Source organism: Synechococcus sp. R6-7, from assembly GCF_047461695.1.
GTDB lineage: Bacteria > Cyanobacteriota > Cyanobacteriia > Thermostichales > Thermostichaceae > Thermostichus.
Window position 1 is genome coordinate 1 of sequence record NZ_JANSHS010000397.1, and the last position, 2,904, is coordinate 2,904.

Below are 2,904 nucleotides of genomic sequence, written 5' to 3' on the forward strand. Positions count from 1 at the left end.
GGGCGCACGATCTGGGCATTCCACTTGGTGACGGGGGCAAACATGGCCACCAAATCCAGGTATTGATGGGATTCGATGTGCATGCGGTCGGTGCCGACTTGGCCGGTGATGGCCACCAGGGGTGCTCCATCCAGGTTGGCATCGGCAACTCCGGTCATCAGGTTGGTGGCGCCCGGCCCCAAGGTGGAGAGACACACCCCCGCTCTGCCCGTCAGCCGGCCATAGACATCGGCCATGAAGGCGGCCCCCTGTTCGTGGCGGGTGGTGATAAAGCGAATTGAGGAGCGGCGCAGGGCTTGCAGGACTTCCAGGTTTTCTTCGCCAGGAACGCCGAAGATGTACTGCACCCCCTCATTTTCCAGGCAGCGAACCAGCAGTTCGGCGGTATTCATGGTGGCAAGGGTATGGAGAACGGTGGATCTGGATCCCACCATAGACGGCGGACGGGGCAAGGGATAACTTGTTTTCTGGGCTTGGGGACGGGGGCAGGCTGGGCTGGGAACCAAGCTAAGCTCAAAGGGGCGGCCCAGGCCCAATTGCCCCTCCAAGCTTCCTCTTCTGGAGATGCCCATGCGGCTCTACGTCGAACCTTTCACCGTTCACAAGCGCTACGCCTTGACCATCAGCCGGGGTACCCACAGCGAGACAACCTTGGCTTGGGTGCGAATTGAGGAGGAGGGAGTTGAAGGGTGGGGAGAGGCTTGCCCTTTTTCGGTGAGCGACGACTACCACCAGTCTCTGGACGACATCCTGATGGGTCTGGAGGTGGCCAAAGGGATCCTACGCCGCCACTCCCCCTGGGAGCGCCAGCCAATTGAGGCGGAACTGCTGCGGGCCGGGATCCCTTCGGCAGCGCGGGCAGCGGTGGATATGGCCCTGCACGATTGGATGGGCAAACGGCTGGGGAGGCCCCTGTGGCAGTTGTGGGGGCTGGATCGCTCCCGCATTCCGCCCACGATGATGACGATCGGCATCTCCACCCCGCAGGCGGCCCGCCAGCGCGCCTTGGCCTGGATGGAACAGACCCAAGCGCGGGCCTTTAAGATCAAGCTGGGCAGCGACTCGGGGCTGATGGCGGATCAGAACATGCTGATTGCCGTACAAGAGGTGATCCCGCTGGGATCCCTGATTACAGTGGATGCCAACGGCGCTTGGACGGTGGAGCAAACCCTGAGCATGAGCAACTGGCTGGCGGGGCAAGGGGTGAGCTACCTGGAGCAGCCTTTGGAGAGGGGGCAGGAAGCGAAGCTGATCACCCTCTGGCACGAGTCGAAGCTGCCCATTTTTGTGGATGAGAGCTGTATGGACAGCCGCGATATCCCCCCTCTGGTGGATCGCGTCCACGGGATCAACATTAAGCTGATGAAGTGCGGAGGCCTCGGCGAAGCCTGGCGCATGATCCACACCGCCAAAGCCCACGGCCTACAGGTGATGTTGGGCTGCTACAGCAACACAGCTCTGGGGAACACAGCGGCAGCCCACTTGGCTCCCCTGGTGGATTACCTGGACTTGGATAGCCACCTCAACCTCATCGACGATCCCTTTGCCGGGGCCATCCTGCAGGACGGCTGCCTTCTCCCCACCGACCGACCGGGTTTGGGGGTAGAGCTGAGGGAGGAATGATGGGAAAGCCAGGATCCCTGTCCAGCGAAAGTCGCGTGGCCATCCTGCTCCACGGGGGATTGCTGGGGGAGCATGGGAAAACGGGGCTGGGGCTGCTGCGCTACGGCTCCTTCCCGGTGGTGGCGGTGATCGACCGGGAGCAGGCGGGGGGATCCCTGGCCCATCTGACCGGAATTGCCAAAGACATTCCCATCGTGGCCTCGGTGGAGGAGGCGCTGGCCTACCGGCCTGAAGTTCTGGTGATTGGGATCGCCCCTTCAGGGGGGCAGTTGCCGCCAGCCTGGCGGGAGGAGTTGGGCCTGGCCCTGCGAGCTGGCCTGTCTCTGGTGAATGGGCTGCACACGCCTTTGGCCGAGGATCCCCAGTTTCGGCAGTGGTTGCAGCCGGGGGCCTGGATCTGGGATATTCGCCGCGAGCCCCCCAACCTGTCGGTGGGGAAAGCCCTGGCCCGCACCCTGCCCTGTAAACGGGTGTTGACGGTGGGCACCGACATGAGCGTGGGCAAAATGTCCACCAGCTTGGAGCTGCACCGGGCCAGCCTGAGACGGGGCCTGCGCTCCCGCTTTTTGGCCACCGGGCAAACTGGGATCCTGATCGGCGGCGAGGGGATCCCTTTGGATGCGGTGCGGGTGGACTATGCCAGTGGGGCGGTGGAGCAACTGATCATGCGCTATGGCTCTGACCACGACATTCTGCATCTGGAAGGCCAGGGATCCCTGCTCAACCCCGCCTCTACGGCCACCTTGCCTCTGTTGCGTGGATCCCAGCCCACCCACCTCATCCTGGTACACCGCGCCGGCCAAACCTACATCAAGGGGATGGACTACGTGCCCATCCCACCCTTGTCCAAAGTGATCGAGCTGTATGAGCAGGTGGCAGCGGCTGCCGGGGCCTTTGCCCCCGCGCCCGTGGTGGGGGTTGCCCTCAATACCTTCGGCTGGGAGGAAGAAGCAGCCCTAGAGCAGATCCGCCGGGTGGAAGCCGAGACCGGACGGCCCTGTACGGATGTGGTGCGTTTTGGGGCGGATCCCTTGTTGGAGGCAATTCTGGCGGCAGGATAACTCAGTTTGCAGACAGCGGATCCACTCCCATTGTCCATCTGGGAAAAACTCATCATCTTCAACAGGTGAGCGATTCAGATGGTTCCCGGTGCCGTTGTCTTCTCTGAGATGCGATCTCCTCAGCCAGGTATTCTCGATCCAAGTCGCTCCCATTGGCCGGGGGCCAGGAACTGGGCTTGCTCCGTGTTCAGAGAAGAGCATGACTCTAGTCAATAATAAG

At 62.5% G+C, this 2,904-nt stretch carries 3 protein-coding genes; 2 read left to right on the forward strand and 1 reads right to left on the reverse strand.

What is annotated here, in order from left to right; all coding sequences use genetic code 11:
• Positions 1-392, reverse strand: a 392-nt coding sequence (locus NW815_RS11460; RefSeq protein ID WP_414416028.1) for a thiamine pyrophosphate-binding protein, incomplete at its 3' end; no start/stop codon positions are given.
• Positions 393-570: 178 nt separating this feature from the next.
• Between NW815_RS11460 and NW815_RS11465 the strand changes: the two genes are divergently transcribed.
• The gene (locus tag NW815_RS11465) at positions 571-1,623 is read left to right on the forward strand and encodes a dipeptide epimerase (protein WP_414390234.1); all 1,053 of its coding nucleotides are present in this window, start codon (positions 571-573) and stop codon (positions 1,621-1,623) included.
• The gene (locus NW815_RS11470) at positions 1,623-2,684 is read left to right on the forward strand and encodes a DUF1611 domain-containing protein (protein WP_414390239.1); all 1,062 of its coding nucleotides are present in this window, start codon (positions 1,623-1,625) and stop codon (positions 2,682-2,684) included. Before NW815_RS11465 ends, NW815_RS11470 begins: the two co-directional genes overlap by 1 nt.
• The last annotated feature ends 220 nt before the right edge of the window (positions 2,685-2,904 follow it).